This window comes from Lacicoccus kunmingensis DSM 17847 (genome assembly GCF_059568765.1).
Map to the genome: position 1 here is coordinate 17,711 of NZ_JCANUC010000008.1, position 18,483 is coordinate 36,193.

Below are 18,483 nucleotides of genomic sequence, written 5' to 3' on the forward strand. Positions count from 1 at the left end.
GCAACTCGCAATCATAATTGCGACTGAAATACTAAAATTTGTCGAAGAAAGAGACTCGTTTAAAAGAAAATAATTATCAGGAGGAGCATTTATATGACTCAAATTGTAAAACATACAATCAAAACAGAAGCAGTATTTAGTGAAGATAGGAACCATCGTTTGTTACTGAAAAAAGTGTGGAATTCAAAACAACCCCTCGTTACAGTGATTACTAAATATCCAAACCTGGATGGTGATATAAAAAGTGACCTTACTACCATGCTTATCACAAATAACGTGTATGAACAGTCATTCGGTCAACTTTGCCTCGTCAATCTATTCAGTAATGTCAATATCAATAAAGGTATTGATGAAGTAGAAGATTTAGTTCATGAAGAGACAGATAAGTATATTACTCAAGCAGCAGAAAGCAGCGATACAGTGATTTTAGCTTGGGGATCGACAAATTCTAAAAATTTTACTGAACGTATCAAAGAAGTGAACCAGTTACTTGAAGAATACAAAGACAAATTACGTGTGTTAGTCAATCCTGATTCAAAAGAAATATGTCACCCGTTAAATCCAAAATCCAGAAATTTTTGGATGGTCGAGAAATTAGCAATACGAACCGATGATAAAAATAAAAAGGCAGGAGTGAAATAAAATGGGATTAGATATGTATTTATATGTTGAAGATAAGGACACTAAAGAGGTGAGTGAATTCAGTTATTATAGAAAGTTTAATGCGTTACAGGGTTACTTTGCACAACAGCATGACCTCCAAAACTGTGGCAAAGTACTAATAACAGAATCCATTCGAGAAGAAATATATCAGATATTAAACGAAATCCGATTCAACCGCGAAAAAGGACCGGAGTTGTTACCGACATTTCCAGGTCCATTTTTTGGCACCTATGACTATGATCGTATGTATCATAACTATGTCGATCAGGCAGCGGTAGACTTCTATCATGCACAGTTTATTGACTATGGTAGATATGATCTTTACTTCAGTTCAAACTGGTAAAGTGACGATTTTATAAACAGGTTAGACATTATGTGTCTAACCAGTTCTTATTATCATTTAAAAGCTTATACGACCAACATCTACGAGAATAATGAGATTGTAAAACACTGGAAAAAATAAATCTTAATATAGACATAATATGACTAATGCATCATCTAAAATGAATGTAAAGCAACCAATGGAGGTGAGAAGGTGAATCGTGCGGACCGTATTTTGTCTATCTATCTCCGTCTGATGAAGAGGCAACGTCTAAACAAACATTTGTTAAGTCATGAAATGCAAGTGGATAAACGTACCATCCAAAGAGATATTGATGATATCCGTTCTCATTTTTTTGACTCTGAAGAGTATGGCGGTCAACGGCTCGAAGTCACTTATTCTCATCAGGATAACAGCTATTTTTTAGACGGTGAAGACACCAGACAAAACAATCACACATTTAAAATGCTGCTTTTACTCATACGATCGAGCACACCAGTAATAAATCAGGACATTCATCAACTATTGGAAACAATGATACTGACACAATACGAACAAGACAACAAAGATTTACTGAAAGTCTTAAATTCATTCAATATTAACAAAAGCCCCTTACCGATTGAAAATATCCAACACGTCAACAACGCAATGGAACAGTCGCATTCACTTTATCATCATGATCACCAAACAGAAGTCGATCCTCATGCTTTAGGTCTTCAATTTGGTGACTTCACACCTCAAGTCAGTCAAAAAAATAAAATTTATGATTACAAACTGAATGAACATACTTTCACTTCAACTGACACACCGTCAAAAGATAAAATCCAAACTGTCACCTTTGAAATAGAAAAATCCTTGTGGCAATCGCTTAAAGATACGGTATCTGTAACTTCTGTTGAAACTGTTACTAATCAGTCTGTAGTGGCCACACTTAAAATGAATGTAAATGATGCATTGATACTAAGCTATACCCACGCTCCATTAGTTCGACTGACTGATCCGACACCTGTTAAAGATATGATTACCAATAAATTAATAGCAATGATTGATATATATGTTAACCAATCTATAAATACAAAGGAGCATAAATAAATGAGCATATTTAAGAAAGTTGTTGATGTCCCGGTTGGTGCTGGAAAGAAGGCTTTCAATTTTGTAGATAGGAAGATGGCAGAAAGTAATTTACGATCAGATGCACGCTACCAGTATTATGATCAATTTCCATCCGAGAGTATAGAAAGAAAAAGAAACGAGCTAAGCAATAAATCTGGCTCAACAAAACACAAGGTGTCAATGGATAGTGTGATGAAAAAACGTGGATACAAGTATGATGACCATCTAGAAACATATTATATGTACAGTGAATACAGACTTGAAAAAGAACTCGATAGAGATATTAAATTACAATCGACCGCTAAAAGAAGTTATAGAGAAATTGAAGCGGAATTAAGAGTAAAAACATTTCCAAAAAATAATTCTATCTAGAAAAGAGGATTAATTTAATGAAATTTAATTATTTTAAGGCAGCAGATTTAGAAGATTTCGAGTCGGAAATTAAATATTTAGCATTAGAAAAAAACTATAAATATAACAAATCAGAGGAAACTTTAGATAAAGATAAAATAATAAAGGGACCATCTTCATCTACTGCAAGAACACTTTTAAAAGAATTTAATGACAAAGCCAAAATAATCATCTATTCATTGAGTCATCGTAAAAGTAACTACATCATCGCTGTTGGTATTCCTTTAAATGCTGATGTGATTGGAGTACGGGTGGTTTTTGATAGAAAACCATTTAAGCAAGTAGCCAAAGGATTAATCGGTTTGCCCCTTGTGATATTTACTGGCCCTATAGGTGTCTTAGTTGGCATCACTACTGTTGCTTCTTCTGCAAGAAGAATGTATGCAATTAGAGGCCCTCTAGGAAAATCAATTAGTAACATCATAACAGATGTGCTCGGTGAACCAATACAGCACGATAAATCATGAAGCACAAACAGAGGAGTTATAGGGCAAAAACATGAGCCACTCAGGTAAAAAAGCATAAAGAGATCATGGATGAATTAAGGAAATGGGAACATCAAGTTTAAGATTTGATTTAACTGAAGATACTAGTTGGAATGCTGTTGGTAGATACATCAACAGCATTTCTTTGTTATCTTGGTATATCGATTAATTGAAGTAATTAAATGTAAGTAGAAAAATTTGGTGAAAAATTCACAATTTTATAATCAATCTGCTGTTAAAATTTACTAAATATAGATTATAATATGTATAACAATAATATTTTAAAGGGAGAATGTTATGAAAAAATCCTGGTTTTATTTACTGAGTCTGTCCATCCTCATTTTAACCGCATGTGGCAATGCCGAAAATACTTCAACAGATGAACAGACTGCGGCTGAGGAAGAGTCTAATGAGATGACCGAGTTAGAAGAAGAAAATGAAGAACTGAGAAAACAACTAGAAGAACAAGATGATGAAAGTGAATCAGCTATGGAAGAAACTGATGAAGTAGATGAAGATAATCTTAATAGTGAACCTGAAGAGTCAGATGACACAGAGAATTCGAATAAGACGGATACTCAAGATGATAACTCTAAAGGAAACCAATCTGATTTGGCCTTTGACATTCATTCATCTGAAGTTCAATCTCAACTCATAGGGACGAGCAATACAAGTCCTGATGGTAGTTTTCAACAAGATGCCATTACGGTTGGTATGAGCCAAACTGAGGTGGAAGAATTATATGGACCATATGATTTCTCATTCTACTACCAAGGTTCTGCACCTGCGTTTTATGGAAACTTAGCTGTCGTATACAGTAATCTTGCTCCATACGGAGAAGGTGATGATGGCTCTGAATCCAGTATCGATCCTGATGAGAATACAGTCGAATCTGTATATTACTATGCAGGCATCACAGAAGACTCAATGATTGATGCACTTGGAGAGCCGTATGAGCGGGATGACGGCTCACAATCTATGAATGGCTTGCCTTATTACGTTTATCAAGGAACCGGTGATGACGGTAGATATTACATTACCGGAGCCAGTACTATTAATACTCCTGATGGTGAGACAATCGGTCTGGTCATGCGTGAAATTTTTGATGAAAATCCAAATGATAATATTGATGAGGATAATCAAACAGCAGTCAATGAAGAAGATATACCTGTGACTGAAGCACCGAATCCAGATGTTGAAATTAAAGATGAATATGACTACGAATATCTCTTAGCAGAATATTTGCAACGCTTAGCTGCTCACTACAATATGGTTGAATACGATGATGTATACTACTATATTAAAAGAGGCAGTGTAGCATATGATAAAATCGCAGAAAACAAAGAATCCGGTCACTTTACAGGCCATGAAACAATTGATGTTGAGTTGATTGAAATGACTGATTTAGGTGATGGTACTGTTGAATTGAATGCGGATAGAGTATATTCTCATGATAATTCTGAAGGACAGAGAATTGCGAATGTAAATTATATTGTGAATGCTGAAACACATGAGATCTTAGACTTTGAACCAGTATCAGATGAGGCATATTAAAAGAGTCGAGCTGCTGAAACTCTCAGTAGCTTGATTTTTTTTGGTAATTATCATCTCTAAAGAAACTTAGTTTCTATACTGTGGAATAGAGTGAGTGTGTATAGCTATTATAATGGTGAACATCAAATAGCTTACTGATAATTTATTAATCCTCAGAGAAATAGATACGAGTTTCACTCTCACTAGATACTTTTGAACCATCACTGCCCTCAACTGAAGGCAGTGTAAGATCTACATATTCAATGGTTTCTAAAGTCTCCCCAGGCAATTTAACCCGAAAATCTCCAGTAGTAGTCGTGTCACCATTAATTTCTGTATCTATATTCAAAGGGAAGCCATCTTGCCCAACCTTTATCTCATGACCATTATTGGTTATTACACTAACATCATATATGGGGATTGTCCTTATATCTCTGCCCGTATTTTCAATTTCTAATTCAATCACCATAAAAAGAGAATACTCATCGTTCTCGAAATTGGTAACTGTAGCAATTCCATCAGTAAGATTTATATTAATAGTTTCCATAGTTGTTTCATAACTTTCTTCCATAAGTTTATACTCACCGCTATCTGCCTCGGCCTCTAACTCATTTTGAATGTCTATATTTGATTCGACCTCTGTAGTTCCACAGGCGTTTAAGATAAAAATTAATAATAAAACATGAGTTAATAAATATTTCTGCATTTAACTATCTCTCCTAGGTACTGTTAACTATATTCTACTATATTGGAGATTATGATGAATACTGTTCTCATACAAATTATATTTAGTACAAAAGATGGCAATGAATATCCAAAGAAAGGTATTCGCTTCATTGACTCAAACTATTTAGGTTAGCAGTCATAGCTATATATTAAACGGTTACAAAATCCTCAGAAGTGTATTAGAATTAGGGATAATACATATTTTAGGAGTGACTGCAATGGCAGCATTGGGATTTGAAGAAAAGTTATGGCAATCTGCGGATAAATTAAGGGGCAGTATGGATGCCTCAGATTATAAAAGTGTTGTACTCGGGCTGATATTCTTAAAGTATGTTTCTGACGCCTTTGAAGAGAAGTATGAGGAACTTGGACAGGATGAATATGCCGATCAAGAGGATAAAGATGAGTACACAGCGGAAAATATATTCTGGGTACCGAAAGAAGCCCGTTGGACTTACATAAACGAAAATTCAAAGAAACCGGAAATTGGTCAGATTATCGATAAAGCTATGCTGGCGATTGAAAAAGAAAATGAATCTTTGAAAGGTGTGCTGCCTAAAGATTATGCCCGACCAGGATTGGATAAAGCTAAGCTCGGCGGTATCATCGACATCTTTACTTTCAAAGTGGGCGACAAGGAAAGCAGGAGACAAGATGTATTGGGCCGTGTATATGAGTACTTTATCGCGAAATTTGCAAGTGCTGAAGGTAAAAATGCTGGAGAGTTCTATACGCCATCCTCCATCGTTAAACTGCTTGTTGAGATGGTTGAACCATACGAAGGCCGAATTTATGACCCTTGCTGTGGTTCAGGTGGTATGTTCGTCCAGAGTGAACGATTTGTGGAGCAACATCAAGGGAGCATTGGGGACATTGCCATCTATGGTCAGGAGTACAATCTCACCACATGGAAGTTGGCGAAGATGAACCTTGCCATCCGGGGCATTGATAATGACCTCGGAGAGCAACATGCAGATACTTTCCATAACGATCAGCATAAAGGATTGAAAGCTGATTTTATATTAGCCAATCCACCGTTTAACTCCAATGAGTGGGGGCAAGAGCGTGTACTGGATGATTACCGTTGGAAGTATGGTATTCCACCGGCAGGCAATGCCAACTATGCTTGGATCCAGCATATGGTTTCTAAACTTGCTCCGACAGGTACAGCCGGTTTCGTACTTGCGAACGGTTCCATGTCCACCAGTACGAAAGGTGAGCTTGAAATTCGTAAAAACCTCATCGAAGAAGATTTGGTGGAATGCATAGTAACACTACCTGGTCAGCTATTTTATTCAACCCAAATCCCAGTATGCCTGTGGTTCGTAACTAGAAATAAAGAGAAGAATGGCAAAAGGGCAAGAAATAATGAGATTTTATTTATCGATGGACGAAATCTCGGTCAAATGGTGAACCGTACACTGAAAGAATTATCTGATGGTGACATTTTAAAAATTGCCGATACTTTCAGATCATGGAAAGGGACAGTCGATACAGAGTATCAAGATGAACAAGGTTTCTGTAAGGCTGCGAGTACAGAAGAAGTAAAAGAGAATGAATATATTTTAACACCAGGCAGGTATGTTGGACTCAGTGCAGTCGAAGAAGATGATGAACCATTCGAGCAAAAGATGGAGCGGATCACCGCCGATCTTGGAGAACAATTTGCGAAATCAAAAGAACTTGAAGACCAAATCCGCAAGTCTCTGGAGGGTTTAGGTTATGGAGTTTAAAGAGGTTAAACTTAGTGAAATATGTGAGATTGTGATGGGTCAATCACCAAAATCTGAATTTTATAATGATTCTAAAGGCACACCATTTCTCCAAGGGAATAGAACCTTTGGTCATCTTTATCCAATCATTGATACTTACACAACAAAAGTGACTAAAAGTGCCTCTAAAGGGGATTTACTTATGTCAGTAAGGGCTCCAGTAGGTGAACTTAATCTGGCCCCAGTCGATTTATGTATCGGTCGAGGACTATGTGCGATTAAACCAAGAATTAACAAATATTATGTGTATTATTTGTTAAAAGAAGAGATTGATAATCTTGAGAGTCAATCAACAGGTACAATATTCAGTTCAGTTAATAAAACGACTCTGAATAATTTAAAAGTGAAAATACCAAAGGATACCAGTTTACAAGATAAAATTGGTGATTTTCTTTGGGCGATAGATAATAAAATACAAATTAATAACAATATTACTGCAAACCTCGAAAAATTCTCACAAACACTTTTTAAGCGTTGGTTTATTGATTTTGAATTTCCAGATGAAGATGGAAATCCTTATAAGTTAAGTGGTGGCGAAATGATTTCATCAAAAGTTGGGCAAATACCATCTAACTTTTCTTTGGGGGAACTTGAATCATTAATTGATATATATAATACAAAAAGAAAACCTTTATCGAGGATAGAGAGAGACAAACAAGAAAAAATTTATCCATATTATGGCGCTACTAAAATTATTGATTATGTTGATGATTACAAATTCAACGGTAAATATGTATTAGTCGGTGAAGATGGCACAGTAAAAACAGATAATGGTGCCCCCTTCACTCAATACGTGTATGGCAAGTTTTGGGTGAGCAACCATGCTCATATATTAAAGGGTAAAAATATTTCTGATGAAATTTTATTATTAATTTTAAATAACATAGACATTGATCCCTACATCACTGGCGCTGTACAACCTAAATTAAATAAAAAAAATTTGCTAAATATCGAAACAATAATTGCTCCCATAGAATTATATACAAGATTTAATAAAATAATCGAGCCATATTTTAAAAAAATCATAGAAATTGAAGAAGAGTCCCTATTATTACGTGAACTAAGGGATACTCTATTACCAAAACTCATGTCTGGAGAAATTGAATTACCTGAGGAATTGGAGGTGTAACAATGGCTTTCTTCACAGAAGATGATTTAGAACATCTATCAATGGAATGGTTCACACAAATCGGATATGAAGTGAAAACCGGTAATGAAATCAGTCATTCCAACTTATACGCTGAAAGGGATAATTTCAATGATGTTATTCTCGATCATCGTTTAGAAACTGCCTTACGCAAAAACAATCCAGAACTGAACTCCAATGCTATTGAACAAGCCGTTCATAAAATAACCATCGAACAGTCACCCAGCTTAATTGAAAATAACCTTATTTTTCATGAATATATGACGAATGGGATTGAGGTAGAATACCATAACGACGAGGGTAAGCGGTTCAATGCACTGGTCAAAGTCATTGATTTCGAAGCACCCGAAAATAATGATTTCCTAGCTGTGAACCAACTCGAAGTCGATAAAGGGTCATATAAAAAAATACCTGACATTGTACTGTTCATTAACGGCTTACCAGTTGTTGTCATGGAGCTTAAAAATGCGACGAATGAATCAGTCGGCGTACATGAGGGATATAACCAACTTCAAACTTATAAGAACACTGTGCCACAATTATTTAATCATAATGCGTTTTTGGTAACTTCTGATGGATTTAACACACGAGTCGGGTCACTGACAGCCAATTATGATCGCTTTATGCATTGGCGGTCTAAAGACGGTAAAGTGGAAGCAACCACAGAAATCGCGAGCTTAGAGGTACTGATCTACGGCATGCTGAATAAAGAAACGATACTTGATTTAATTAAACATTTCATCCTGTTTCAAAAGGGCAGTGATGGCAAAGCGGTAAAAATTCTTGCCGCTTACCATCAATACTATGCCGTCAACAAAGCAGTTGAGCGAACTTTAGAAGCCTCGGCAGATAACGGTGATGGCCGGGGCGGTGTGATATGGCACACGCAAGGTTCCGGCAAAAGCCTGACCATGGTTTTTTTCAGTGGTAAGCTAATCAAAACAATGAATAATCCCACACTCGTTGTGCTGACCGATCGCAATGATCTCGACAATCAGCTATTCGGCACCTTTTCTTCCAGTTCTGCATATGGGAGTGGCGGGCTGTTGAGGCAAAGACCTAAACAAGCAGAATCGCGTAAAGAACTCGTCAATCTCTTATCTGTGGAATCCGGCGGTATTATATTTACGACTATGCAGAAGTTCGCACCTGAAGAAGGTAAATTGAGCATGCCCGTACTCACTGATCGCCGCAATGTCATCGTAATGGCAGATGAAGCCCATAGAACGCAGTATGGCTTTAGTGCCAAGTTCGATCAAACAGGTGAAGATGTGAAGTATGGCTATGCAAAATATCTGAGAGATGCTTTACCAAATGCGTCTTTCGTTGGTTTCACAGGCACCCCTGTGGCTTCAACAGATAAAAACACTGTACAAGTCTTTGGTAACTATATCGATGTATACGATATGACCCAGTCGGTGGAAGACGGCTCGACTGTGAAAATCTATTATGAGAGCAGAATCATTCCGCTGAACTTACCGGATGACTTAAGCATTGATGACAGTTATGAGGATATTACTGAAGGCCAGGAAGATGATATCAAAAGCCGCTTAAAATCCAAATGGTCCCGGGTGGAAGCCTTGACTGGCGCACAACAACGACTCGAGATGCTCGCAAAAGATCTCATTGAGCACTTCGACACCAGACAATCCGCCATGCAAGGTAAAGGGATGGTTGTGGCAATGAGTCGTCGAATTGCCGTCAATCTGTACGATGAAATCGTAAAATTAAGACCAGAATGGCATTCAGATGATGATCATAAAGGGTCAATTAAAGTTGTGATGACAGGTCAGTCCAGTGATCCAGAGAATTTCCAACGCCATATCGGTCCAAAATCCCGTCGTGAATTACTGGAAAAGCGGATGAAAGATGAAACTGATGAATTAAAACTGGTCATCGTGAGAGACATGTGGTTGACCGGATTTGATGTCCCTTCACTCCACACCATGTATATCGATAAACCGATGAAAGGGCATAACTTGATGCAAGCCATTGCCCGGGTCAACCGAGTATTCAAAGATAAGCCCGGTGGATTAATTGTTGACTATATTGGCATTGCCGATAGTCTGAAAGAAGCACTCAAAGAATATACTGCAGACGATCGTGAGCAAACCGGGATTGATACTGAAAAAGCTGTAGAGATCATGTTGGCCAAGTTTGAAGTGATTCAGGACATGTTGTATCAACATGATTATTCCGGGTTTGAATCCGAGAGTCAGAGCGTGAGATTCAAAGCCATCAACGATACGATGAACTATATTTTAGGTTTAAGCGAGAAAGACAGGAAGCTTTTCATCAATACGGTTACAGAGCTGACCAAAGCATTTGCGTTATGTGCAACTGAGCCGGATGCTCAGGAACTGAACCAAGAAATTGGATTCTTCAAGGCGGTTAAAGCTGGATTGCTGAAAATCCTGACACCGCCCACGAGTGAGGGTAGAGAGAGAAAGACACCGGCAGAGATTGATGCAGAAATCAATCAACTGGTATCTAAATCTGTCGTCCCGGATGAAGTCATTGATATATATGATTCTTTAGGGTTGGAAAAACCGGACATATCTATAATATCAGATCAATTTCTCGAAGATGTCAAAGCTTTACCTCAAAAAAATGTAGCCATTCGGCTACTTGAACGTTTGCTGAAAGGTCAGGTGAAGTCCTTGATGAGAAAGAACGTAACACAATCGAAGAAGTTCTCTGAAATGTTGGATAACGCCATCAATCAATACAATAAGCGTTCCATTGAGTCATCAAAAGTGTTGGAAGAACTCATTGGAATGGCCAAAGATATTGCGCAGAAACAACAAGAAGGTGAGGAACTGGGTCTCAGTGCAGATGAAGTTGCCTTCTACGATGCCTTAGCCAACCATGAGACCGCGAAAGAAGTCATGGGTGATGAGAAGCTAAAAGCAATTGCCTATGAGCTAACGAAGAAAATCAAAGAGAATATGAGTGTGGATTGGCACAAAAGAGACAGTGCACAGGCGAAGATGAGAGTCACAGTCCGTAGATTACTTAAAGAGTATGGATATCCACCAGATCTTCAAAAGAAAGCAGTGGAAGATGTGGTAGAGCAAGCTGAATTGATGGCGAGTGGGATGTAGTGTACTATATGTTGGAATATACAGCTGTCACTCTTAATTAATATTTTAAAAAAATTATATTAAACCGATTGGTAGGTGAAAATTTGGGAGATATAAAATTATTTTCTCTGCACAATAATGATGTAACTGAATTAACAGGGAAATCAATGACAATAGAAAAAGCATTACAAAAAATGATTGAAAATAATTTAGAGACTTTTCTTGGTATTAAATTCTTAGGAGGCGAGTACCAGACCGGGCGAAAGCATGGAGGAAGAATTGATACACTAGGTATATATGAGAATAATTCACCAGTGATAATCGAATATAAAAGAGCAACGAATGAGAATGTAATCAATCAGGGTTTGTTTTATCTGGAATGGCTATTAGATCATAAAGCTGAATTTCAAGTGTTGGTGATGGAGAAGTACGGCAAAGCTCTCTCTGATGAGATCGATTGGACCAACCCCAGATTAGTTTGTATCGCAGGCGGTTTCACAAAATATGATGAACATGCTGTTCAGTTGATTGATAGGAATATCGAGCTATATAGATATAAATATTACGAAGATAAATATCTATTATTGGACTTGGTAAACGCAACAACAGCTCAAAATAATCAAATGAAGTCTTCATCGTCCCTCTTAAATAAAACAAAAACTGTAAACTATCAAAATTCTTTTGAAGATAATCTCGCAAGAATAGATGAAAATTTAAGCAACATTTACGAAAGTCTTTATGACTATGTGATGGCGCTAGGCGATGAGATACAATTCAAAAAGTTAAAATTCTATGGTGCTTTTAAAAGAATTAAAAATTTTGTATGTGTAGAAGCCTTTCCAAGAAAACAAGCAATTGTTATATATGTGAAGTTGGATACTTCAAAAGTTGAATTCGAAGATGGGTTCAGTAGAGATGTCACAAATGTGGGTCACTATGGCACAGGTAACGTTGAGCTGACTTTAAGAAGTGAAGAAGATTTGGAGAAAGCAAAACCATTTATAAATGAAAGCTTTGAAAATAATTAAGGAGATATAAGATGAAAAAGATTTTAATAGACAAAGATGATTATCGTGAGTTTTTTCAAACTGGTCAAGTAAAATTTTATAAAAAGCATCAAAATACACCATCACATCTCATAACACAAAATAGTTTTTTTCATCTCAATATCCCCAAAATTGATTTAGGGATTTCTTATCATTTTACTCAACATATAGAAGCAATGCGAAAACAAATGACTTTGACAAACAATATGGTCCAAGACATTATGCAACCAATTAGAGACCAAATGGATAGTATTCAATCAATCTTATCTTCTTTACCAAAAATCACTCTTCCTAAATTTGACATTGAAAGTTTAAAAGAGAGCACAGCAGGTTTTCGGTATAAATATCAATTATTTTTTAGTGAGTGTAAAGAAAAAGGGATGTTACCTTCCTTTAAATTTATTGATAGTTACGAAGAACAATTTTCTGAATATGGGTTCATTGAAGATGAGTTTATAATAGAACAATTTGAAAAAGATTTTACTGAAATCAAAACGAGTTTTTCCTCTAATAAACTATTTGAAGAAAAGTATTCATATTTAGAACTCGCCATTCAGGACTATTATGAAGAAAGATATTCACAAAGTATATTTCTATTATTTTCGGCAATGGACTATACAGTCGTATATTCATTGTTAAGAAAAGAAAGAGGTAAAAAATATAACCCACTCAAGAAGTCATTAAAAGAGGGGCTTTCAGATTTAGATAGAGCCTTCATAGATTATGAGTACCATACAGCATTTCAAAGTATTGCTGAAAAGTATTATGATAACGATAACAACATCGAGGATCCCACGTTAGTAAATAGAAATCGTTTGATGCACGGTACAATGGATATTGATAACATAAGTAAAATAGATTGTATTAAACTATTTTATCTAATCGAATCCCTGGTAGATATTAAAATCAAGTAGTGATTATAGAAGACCTATACTTACAGAAGTTCTAGAAGACATTAGAGAATTATACAGAAATACATATTGTTTAATTCATTAAAAACCTCATCAACGATGATACGCTTCATTCCTCAATATCTTATTCACCCTGAATATCTGCTCCATCAGCATGACTTTCATCATCTGATGGGGGTAGGTGAGGGAACCGAAGCTGATTTCCTGATCGCTGCGTCTTCTAACCGCTTCTCCGAGTCCGTTGCTTCCGCCGATAATAAAAACCACATCGCTTTTCCCTGTGTTCATCCATCTCTGATATTCCGTGGCGAATTTTTCACTTGTATACGTCTTACCTTGAATTTCCATCGTTACGACATGTTGATTGTCTTTTATTTTCGACAGTATCCGGTCTGCTTCTTTGTCTTTGATGATTTCAATATCTTTGTCACTGGCATTGTTCGGTTCTTTCTCATCAGTGACTTCAACAAGTTCGATCTTCGCATATTTGTTGATTCTCTTTTTATATTCATCTACTGCCTGCACCCAGTATTTTTCTTTTAACTTTCCCACTGTAATCAAAGTGATTTTCATTTATCTTCATCCTTCTTGTCCTGTCAATTCCCTCATATTTTAACACGTCTCTTATAAAATAAACGCCCCGGATCCGTTTATGAATCCAGGACGTTTATTATCTCTATGCTTTCTTTTTGCCGAAATAGAACAGTCCGGCGCCAATTCCTATGGCGAGCATGACGGCCGAGAATATCAGAAACGGCCATGGCCCCCACATGAAGACGAGCGGGGCAGACAGTGCTGTCACCAGACCGCCGCCGAGGAAAGGTTCAAAGACAAGCTGTTTGTAGCCAAAACCTTCTACAGCGGGTGATTTCATTTCCGGGTCGGCAACCCGCACAAGCATCAGACCTGTGGCGGTTACACCTGTTGACTGGCCGAAGTCACCGACTGCTCTTTCCAACCAATAGTCCGGAAGCATTCTCGGTCCGAAAAAGAAGAAACCGATGACGTTCCATATGATCCCGCCTGCTGCGAGTATGATAAACGGTACGATATATTCGCCGATGACTGAAAGTGAGACGGTCGCAATCGCGCTGATGATCAGGATATCAAGGGAGAAGCCCTGGACACTGGTTATAATCTGTCTGTCGACCAGCTCATCTTTGTCGAACTTACTGACGAAAATCTGAACAATCAGACCACCGATCATCGCAAGTGGGAATAATGGCACATACGTCATGAAGTCGGAGCCGAAAATCGCAGCTTCCAAACGGGTGATGATTTGCAGGATAATATAACCGATGAGAATCGCCAGTCCAACTATCGTAAAGTGAAAACTGAATGGATCAATCGATTCAGCTCTGACAGTCGTTTTTCCGTTATCTTCACGCTCTTCCTTTTCAACGATGCCTGCTTTCTGTAGCTTTGACAGGCCTTTAACATCTGTAATGACCTGGGCATGATTTTTACGCACACCCCAGTTGATGAAAGCAATGCCCACGATGACCCCCGTTAAAATACCGACGGTAGCGAGGCCGACCGCCATATCATATGCCTCCGGGAAACCCAGTTCATCGAATGTGCTCTGCAGACCGGCAGCTGTACCGTGTCCGCCTTCGAATCCGATTTCAATCAATGCACCGATAAATGGAGGCATATCATAGAATGGCACCAGTATGAGCATGGCAAGCAACAGACCGATGACGTACTGGCCCCAGCCGAGTGTCCAGCCGAATGCGAGCTGCGGACCACCGACATCCCATACTTTCTGCAAGTTCGGCAGCACCGTCCCTATAAATAAAGTCGCAAATACAATATTGATCATCAGACCGGGAAGCGTAGACCAGATTTCCGTGATTTCAGGCGTCATAATCCCGTTTCTCCAGAATGAGTCTTCCCCCGTAAAATTTCCGAGTATTCTTCCGAGTACTTCCGGTCCTGCAAGCAGTGCCAGAAAACCGCCGATGACTGATGCAGGCAGGAAGAGATTCTGCATCCAGGTTGAATGCATTCTGATCCATTTCCCGATAAGTAAAAATATTCCCAAGTATAATAGCGCAAATCCGATTTGCTCCGGACTCATAATAACCCACATCTCCTTTTTCACTAATTGGTCTGAATATCATTAACGCATGAATGGACCATATATAATCATTTAAGAGATATTTTATCAGAGGTCATGAAATTTTTCTTGAACGGGCATCTGAGTAATTTCTCTTCTTATGGATGAATATTTTCGACAGCTGGTCTGCAAACAGCAATCCGACCGCGACACCGCCTGCGATGAGTATCACTTCAAACATCGTGTTCAATGACTCATTGTACTCGAACTGGACGAGCAGACTTGTAGCTTCGTAGGCGAGACCGCCGGGCACAAAAGGGATGATTCCCGGCACCATAAATATTGTTGCGGGTTCTTTAAGCATCCTCGCCATCAGGTGGCACATGATGCCGAGGACGAGGCTTCCGAACATTGTTGCATAAATTTCGTGCATGCTGAACACTTCAAGCAGTATGCGGCTGACCATCCATCCGGTGGCACCGACGACGCCCGCATAAAAGAAGAGACGCTTCGGAGCATCGAATAATACCGCAAAGAAAAACGATGCAGTGAAACTGAATATTAAATGTAATAACCATGCCATTGCCATCTCTCCTTATATAATGATCAGCACTGTCGCCACACCGGCACCGATGCCGAAAGAGGTGACGAGTGCTTCCAGCAGTTTGGTGATGGCGGTCAGCATATGACCCCCAAACAGATCCTGAATGGAATTCGTAATCAGCACACCCGGTACGATCGGCATGACCGCTGAAATGATGATGACACTGAGTTCACCGCCGGGCACGAGCATTTGGCCGAAGGCCGCAAGCAGTGCGATGATGAAAGAACCGATAAATTCAGGGATGAACTGGGTTTCGGTTTTTTTAGAAATGAATTCGGTAATAAAGTAACCGATCGCCCCGGCAAGTACCGCAGTCGGTACATCCGTCAGCAGACCGCCCTGAAGATATAGGAAACTTAAGCCCACCATACCGCCGGCGACCGCTTTCGCGTGCAGGGGATGGTCATCAATTTTCTCATCTATATATTTCAGTCTGTCCCATGCTTCTTCCAGCGTGATTTTCTTTGCGACAATGTGACGGGAGACACGATTTGTTTCTGAAATACGGATCAGATTCGTATTTCTCGTCTGTATTCTGTATATGCGCGGATTTGTTCCGTTATGCAGCATGTAGTTGATGACCGTATTCGTCACGAAGCTGTTTGATTCCTTATATCCCAGTGCACTGGATATGTACGTCATCGTATCTTCCACACGGGTGCCCTCAGCACCTGATTCCAGCAGAATCTGAGCAGCCAGCATGACGATATCTTTTATCTGTTCTTCCTTTTGAATGATTTCATCCATATACATCACCCATTATATTTATTACCTCTATTAAAACACAAAAACGAGTGGAAACCCTATTCATTCGGGTTTCCACTCATTATTTATCCACTGTTTATTCATAGTTATCCACAGTTATCAACAGGTTATACACAGTTTTCTGTGAATAAGTCTTTATTCCTTAATTTTACCGTCTTTCATTTCAACGATACGGTCCGCATATACAAGCATATCTTCATCATGCGTCACCATCAGTACTGTGATATTTCTTTCCAATGATAAGTTGCGAATCAATTCCATCACTTCCACTGAACGTCTGGAGTCGAGACTCGCTGTCGGTTCATCCGCAAACAAAAGTTTCGGTTCATGGATGATGGCTCTTGCGATTGCGACACGCTGCTTTTCACCGCCTGAAAGGTTGTCCGGGTCGCTGTCTCTGTGTTTCCACATACCGACCGCTTCCAGTGCATCCTGAATGCGTGCCTTCTTTTCTTTTTTGCTCCACTTTAATTCTGCAGTATCAATCATCAGATTCAGCTGATCCTTCACCGACAGGAACGGCACCAGATGTGCATGCTGGAAGATGAAGCCGAATTCTTTCGCCCGGATTTCTCTCACTTGGTTGCTGCTCATGCCGGTCAGATCCATATCATCGAACTTTATTATGCCGTCACTTGATTTTTGAAGGCCCGCCGCAATTGTCAAAAGCGTACTCTTGCCTGAACCTGAAGTGCCGACAAGTGCGGTGACCTTCCCTTTTTCGAGTTCAAGATCAATACTTTTCAAAATTTGTTCTTCATTTCTGCCGACTTTGAATGACTTTTCCAATTCTTTGATCTGTAATGACGACATATTATGCGCCTCCCTGATTGATTGCTTCCATCGGTTCCACTTTACTGATCTGGAAACCGGATAATGTTGCTCCGATGAATCCGATAATAAAGAACCCTGCAGCCATGATTGCGGAACTCTGAAGTGTCAGCTGATACGGCATGCCTTCTGGCAATACGAGTGTCATCAGCTGGCTCAGTCCAATTGCGATGACGAGTGATATCAAAGTGATGAGTACCATCTGTACCCACATCAGTCTGAGCAGTGTAATGGTCTTTACGCCTACCGCTTTCAATATGCCGTATGTGCCAAGTTTCTGAACGTTGATCATGTAGAAGAAAATTGCAAACAGCATACCGCTGATGACGAACAGAAATGCGATGATCATGTTCAGTGACAGCATTTCAGCTGAATAACTCGGAATCGTATTCAGGAACTGGCCCTGGTTGAAGGCAGCCATCTCATCGATGTCCTCTTCTTCGTCTTCAGTATATGCAAGCTGATAGCCGTCCGACTGATACATGCTCATGAAGTCATCCGGGTGGATGAACGCGACCGAAGAGTGGCTGAACTTCTCCTGTTCGGCAAAGCCTGTCACGGTGAAACGATCATCATATAGTTTCGTGGACAATTCATCTCCTGATGCGATGCCGTCTGCTTTTATCGATTCATCCAAAATGACTTCTCCTTTTTCAACGTCTGGAAAAATATCATTTTCTGTTGCTGCAACGTACGTGATGCCGTGCTTCTGGGCATCACTGTCTTCAAGCTCTCCCATCTGGATGGACATGAACACTGCATCATTATGACTGTTTTCTATTGATTCGCGCTGACTGTCGCTGATCTCTGAAAAGTTATACTGTTCCTCAGCTTCACTTTCCATATAATATGTGCCCTCAGGCATATTTTTTACCAATGATGCATTATCGTAGGACAAGCCGTTCGCAAGTCCTGAAATGATCAATGTCAAAAAACTGATCAGAAATATAATCGACCCGAGTATCAAATATCTCGTCTTGTACTTCATCATTTCTTTCCATGCCATTTTCAA

The 18,483-nt window shown here is 38.9% G+C and carries 18 protein-coding genes; 11 read left to right on the top strand and 7 right to left on the bottom strand.

The window, feature by feature from the left end; genetic code table 11:
• The first annotated feature begins 93 nt into the window (after positions 1-93).
• The 6 genes from BO48_RS09150 to BO48_RS09175 all read left to right on the top strand — a co-directional run bounded on the left by BO48_RS09150 (position 94) and on the right by BO48_RS09175 (position 4,548).
• Positions 94-642, top strand: a complete 549-nt coding sequence (locus BO48_RS09150; RefSeq protein WP_496367151.1) for a DUF1643 domain-containing protein — start codon at positions 94-96, stop codon at positions 640-642.
• Between the two features lies 1 nt (position 643).
• Positions 644-1,006: a hypothetical protein gene (locus BO48_RS09155; RefSeq protein WP_496367152.1), complete on the top strand. Its 363-nt coding sequence runs from the start codon at positions 644-646 to the stop codon at positions 1,004-1,006.
• A gap of 192 nt (positions 1,007-1,198) precedes the next feature.
• The gene (locus BO48_RS09160; protein ID WP_496367153.1) at positions 1,199-2,077 is read left to right on the top strand and encodes a hypothetical protein; all 879 of its coding nucleotides are present in this window, start codon (positions 1,199-1,201) and stop codon (positions 2,075-2,077) included.
• Positions 2,078-2,470 (top strand): hypothetical protein, encoded by a 393-nt coding sequence (locus BO48_RS09165; RefSeq protein WP_496367154.1) that lies wholly within the window; start codon positions 2,078-2,080, stop codon positions 2,468-2,470.
• Positions 2,471-2,487: 17 nt separating this feature from the next.
• Positions 2,488-2,976, top strand: a complete 489-nt coding sequence (locus BO48_RS09170) for a hypothetical protein (RefSeq protein ID WP_496367155.1) — start codon at positions 2,488-2,490, stop codon at positions 2,974-2,976.
• Positions 2,977-3,291: 315 nt separating this feature from the next.
• Positions 3,292-4,548 carry a hypothetical protein gene (locus BO48_RS09175; protein ID WP_496367156.1) on the top strand — a complete coding sequence of 419 codons (1,257 nt, stop codon included), beginning with the start codon at positions 3,292-3,294 and terminating at the stop codon, positions 4,546-4,548.
• 145 nt (positions 4,549-4,693) lie between these two features.
• On the opposite strand, the gene BO48_RS09180 is transcribed toward BO48_RS09175, so the two are convergent.
• Positions 4,694-5,233, bottom strand: a complete 540-nt coding sequence (locus BO48_RS09180; protein ID WP_496367157.1) for a hypothetical protein — start codon at positions 5,231-5,233, stop codon at positions 4,694-4,696.
• A 238-nt stretch (positions 5,234-5,471) separates the two neighbouring features.
• Here BO48_RS09180 and BO48_RS09185 point away from each other — a divergent pair, with 238 nt between their 5' ends.
• The 5 genes from BO48_RS09185 to BO48_RS09205 all read left to right on the top strand — a co-directional run bounded on the left by BO48_RS09185 (position 5,472) and on the right by BO48_RS09205 (position 13,215).
• Positions 5,472-6,986 (top strand): class I SAM-dependent DNA methyltransferase, encoded by a 1,515-nt coding sequence (locus BO48_RS09185; protein WP_496367158.1) that lies wholly within the window; start codon positions 5,472-5,474, stop codon positions 6,984-6,986.
• Positions 6,976-8,154 (top strand): restriction endonuclease subunit S, encoded by a 1,179-nt coding sequence (locus BO48_RS09190; RefSeq protein ID WP_496367159.1) that lies wholly within the window; start codon positions 6,976-6,978, stop codon positions 8,152-8,154. Before BO48_RS09185 ends, BO48_RS09190 begins: the two co-directional genes overlap by 11 nt.
• Before the next feature lie 2 nt (positions 8,155-8,156).
• Positions 8,157-11,276, top strand: a complete 3,120-nt coding sequence (locus BO48_RS09195; RefSeq protein WP_496367160.1) for a type I restriction endonuclease subunit R — start codon at positions 8,157-8,159, stop codon at positions 11,274-11,276.
• Between the two features lie 83 nt (positions 11,277-11,359).
• Positions 11,360-12,283, top strand: coding sequence for a DUF5655 domain-containing protein (locus tag BO48_RS09200; RefSeq protein ID WP_496367240.1), 924 nt, complete (start codon positions 11,360-11,362; stop codon positions 12,281-12,283).
• Positions 12,284-12,294: 11 nt separating this feature from the next.
• Positions 12,295-13,215: a hypothetical protein gene (locus BO48_RS09205; protein ID WP_496367161.1), complete on the top strand. Its 921-nt coding sequence runs from the start codon at positions 12,295-12,297 to the stop codon at positions 13,213-13,215.
• A 90-nt stretch (positions 13,216-13,305) separates the two neighbouring features.
• Here the strand turns inward: BO48_RS09205 and rlmH are convergent, their stop codons facing one another.
• From rlmH to BO48_RS09235, 6 genes are all read right to left on the bottom strand, one after another.
• A complete protein-coding gene (gene rlmH, locus BO48_RS09210; protein ID WP_496367162.1) occupies positions 13,306-13,785 on the bottom strand; it encodes a 23S rRNA (pseudouridine(1915)-N(3))-methyltransferase RlmH in 480 nt (159 codons plus the stop codon).
• A gap of 103 nt (positions 13,786-13,888) precedes the next feature.
• Positions 13,889-15,292 (bottom strand): sodium/glutamate symporter, encoded by a 1,404-nt coding sequence (locus tag BO48_RS09215; protein WP_496367163.1) that lies wholly within the window; start codon positions 15,290-15,292, stop codon positions 13,889-13,891.
• A gap of 94 nt (positions 15,293-15,386) precedes the next feature.
• Positions 15,387-15,854 (bottom strand): threonine/serine exporter family protein, encoded by a 468-nt coding sequence (locus tag BO48_RS09220; protein WP_496367164.1) that lies wholly within the window; start codon positions 15,852-15,854, stop codon positions 15,387-15,389.
• A 12-nt stretch (positions 15,855-15,866) separates the two neighbouring features.
• Positions 15,867-16,622 (bottom strand): threonine/serine exporter family protein, encoded by a 756-nt coding sequence (locus BO48_RS09225; RefSeq protein WP_496367166.1) that lies wholly within the window; start codon positions 16,620-16,622, stop codon positions 15,867-15,869.
• Between the two features lie 153 nt (positions 16,623-16,775).
• Positions 16,776-17,453, bottom strand: a complete 678-nt coding sequence (locus BO48_RS09230; protein WP_496367167.1) for an ABC transporter ATP-binding protein — start codon at positions 17,451-17,453, stop codon at positions 16,776-16,778.
• A 1-nt stretch (position 17,454) separates the two neighbouring features.
• The gene (locus BO48_RS09235; protein ID WP_496367168.1) at positions 17,455-18,477 is read right to left on the bottom strand and encodes an FtsX-like permease family protein; all 1,023 of its coding nucleotides are present in this window, start codon (positions 18,475-18,477) and stop codon (positions 17,455-17,457) included.
• Between the last annotated feature and the right edge of the window lie 6 nt (positions 18,478-18,483).

Excerpts from the sequence above, each read along its gene's own strand:
- BO48_RS09150 (WP_496367151.1), top strand. The coding sequence starts at position 94 with ATGACTCAAATTGTAAAACATACAATCAAAACAGAAGCAGTATTTAGT.
- BO48_RS09155 (WP_496367152.1), top strand. The coding sequence starts at position 644 with ATGGGATTAGATATGTATTTATATGTTGAAGATAAGGACACTAAAGAG.
- BO48_RS09165 (WP_496367154.1), top strand. The coding sequence starts at position 2,078 with ATGAGCATATTTAAGAAAGTTGTTGATGTCCCGGTTGGTGCTGGAAAG.
- BO48_RS09170 (WP_496367155.1), top strand. The coding sequence starts at position 2,488 with ATGAAATTTAATTATTTTAAGGCAGCAGATTTAGAAGATTTCGAGTCG.
- BO48_RS09175 (WP_496367156.1), top strand. The coding sequence starts at position 3,292 with ATGAAAAAATCCTGGTTTTATTTACTGAGTCTGTCCATCCTCATTTTA.
- BO48_RS09180 (WP_496367157.1), bottom strand. The coding sequence starts at position 5,233 with ATGCAGAAATATTTATTAACTCATGTTTTATTATTAATTTTTATCTTA.
- BO48_RS09185 (WP_496367158.1), top strand. The coding sequence starts at position 5,472 with ATGGCAGCATTGGGATTTGAAGAAAAGTTATGGCAATCTGCGGATAAA.
- BO48_RS09190 (WP_496367159.1), top strand. The coding sequence starts at position 6,976 with ATGGAGTTTAAAGAGGTTAAACTTAGTGAAATATGTGAGATTGTGATG.
- BO48_RS09195 (WP_496367160.1), top strand. The coding sequence starts at position 8,157 with ATGGCTTTCTTCACAGAAGATGATTTAGAACATCTATCAATGGAATGG.
- BO48_RS09205 (WP_496367161.1), top strand. The coding sequence starts at position 12,295 with ATGAAAAAGATTTTAATAGACAAAGATGATTATCGTGAGTTTTTTCAA.
- rlmH (WP_496367162.1), bottom strand. The coding sequence starts at position 13,785 with ATGAAAATCACTTTGATTACAGTGGGAAAGTTAAAAGAAAAATACTGG.
- BO48_RS09215 (WP_496367163.1), bottom strand. The coding sequence starts at position 15,292 with ATGAGTCCGGAGCAAATCGGATTTGCGCTATTATACTTGGGAATATTT.
- BO48_RS09220 (WP_496367164.1), bottom strand. The coding sequence starts at position 15,854 with ATGGCATGGTTATTACATTTAATATTCAGTTTCACTGCATCGTTTTTC.
- BO48_RS09225 (WP_496367166.1), bottom strand. The coding sequence starts at position 16,622 with ATGGATGAAATCATTCAAAAGGAAGAACAGATAAAAGATATCGTCATG.
- BO48_RS09230 (WP_496367167.1), bottom strand. The coding sequence starts at position 17,453 with ATGTCGTCATTACAGATCAAAGAATTGGAAAAGTCATTCAAAGTCGGC.
- BO48_RS09235 (WP_496367168.1), bottom strand. The coding sequence starts at position 18,477 with ATGGCATGGAAAGAAATGATGAAGTACAAGACGAGATATTTGATACTC.